The following is a 1,621-nucleotide window of genomic DNA, read 5'->3' as shown; positions in this document are numbered from 1 at the left end:
CCCACGCCCCCGAGGACCTCTCCGACCAGCAACCCACCCTCGAGGACATCTCCGACCAGCAACCCACCCCCGAGGACATCCTCGACCTCGTGGCCCGGCTCGTGGACCGCTCGCTGGTGACCATGACGTACGACGAACAAGGCGCCCGCTACCGCATGCTCGAGTCCGTCACGGCGTACAGCCTGGAACAGCTGGCCGCTTCCGGCGAGGAGCAGGCCACCCGCGACCGGCACGCGCGGCACTACGCCGAACTGGCCGACCGCGCCGCCCCCTTGCTGCACGGCAGCGAACAGTGCACCTGGCTGTGCCGGCTCGACGCCGAGTCGCTCAACCTGCACACCGCCCTCGACCGCACCCGGGACCCGGCGCTCGCCCTGCGCATGGTCAACTCCCTGACCTGGTACTGGTACTTGAGCGGCCGTCTCAGCGAGGGCTTGTCCCACCTGAACCGCGCACTCGCCACCGCAGAAGCCCACACCTCCGAACCCACCACCGCAGACAGGCCTCACCCCCACGCACCCCGCACCCTCACCCACACCCACACCCACACCCACACCCTCACCGCCACCCGCGTCCGCCGCGCCGCACTCGCCCTCATCACCGGCGACGCCTCCCACCAGAGCGACCCCTTCGAGGGCGCCGACGCCCGCGGCCGCTGGCTGCTCGCCTACGCGCGCTGCGGCTTCACCCACCTGCCGGACCGCGGCCGGCTGCACGCCTTGGAGGCGGAGTTCCGCGCGCTCGGCGACGCCTGGGGCGAGGCCGCGGCGCTCAGCACCTGGGCCACCCGCTCGCTGTACGAGGGTGACCTGACGTCCCTGCGCGAGGCCGCCGAGGCCGCGGCCGCCCGCTTCACCGCCCTCGGCGACCGCTGGGGCCAGGCGCAGGCCACCGAACTCCTCGGCGTACTCGCGGAGATCACCGGTGACTATCCGTCCGCGGCCCGGCTGCACGGCGAGGGCCTGCGGGTCGCCGAGGAGCTGCGGCTGTGGACCCAGGCGTCGTTCAGCCTGTCGCGCCTGGGCCGGATCGCCCTGCTGACGGGGGAGTTCGACCGCGCGACGGAGCATCACGAGCGGGCCGCGCGGCTGGCCGCGGATCAAGGGCACGCGCCGGCCCGCCAGTTCGCCGAGATCGGTCTCGCGCTCGGCGCCCGCCACCGCGGCGACCTCGACACCGCGCAGTCGCTCCTCGCCCCCTGGCTCGACTGGAACCGCCGGCTCGGCGTCGACTCCGGTACGGCACTGCTGCTCGCCCAGTCCGGATACGTGGCCGAGCTGCGCGGCGACCACGAGCTCGCCGAGGCACTGCACGCCGAGGGCCTCGCCGTGGCCCGTCGCACCGGTGACGCGCGGGCGATCGCGTTCGCCGTCGAGGGCCTCGCCGGTGCGTGGTCGGCGGGCGGCGCCGCCGATCGCGCGGCCGAAGCCCTCGGCACCGCCGGGGCCCTCCGCGCCTCCGTGGCCTCCCCGCTGCCGCCCGGCGAACGCACCGACGTCGACCGCGCCGCGTCCCGCGCCCGCGCCGCCCTCGGCGCCGACGCCTACACGGCCGCGTACGAACGCGGATACAAGACCCCGCCGGCCGACTTCACCCCGTAACCCGAAAACCGCCCCCGCAC

1 protein-coding gene is annotated in these 1,621 nt (G+C 75.0%); it reads left to right on the top strand.

What is annotated here, in order from left to right; all coding sequences use genetic code 11:
- Nucleotides 1-1,601 (top strand): ATP-binding protein (locus tag G6045_RS40490; protein ID WP_408056432.1); only part of this gene is annotated, 1,601 nt, incomplete at its 5' end.
- Between the last annotated feature and the right edge of the window lie 20 nt (nt 1,602-1,621).

Origin of the sequence: Streptomyces mesophilus (assembly GCF_011044995.1) — a bacterium.
Classification (GTDB): domain Bacteria; phylum Actinomycetota; class Actinomycetes; order Streptomycetales; family Streptomycetaceae; genus Streptomyces; species Streptomyces mesophilus.
Note: the sequence above shows the minus strand (reverse complement) of the source record. Positions and strands in the feature narration are given on the sequence as shown.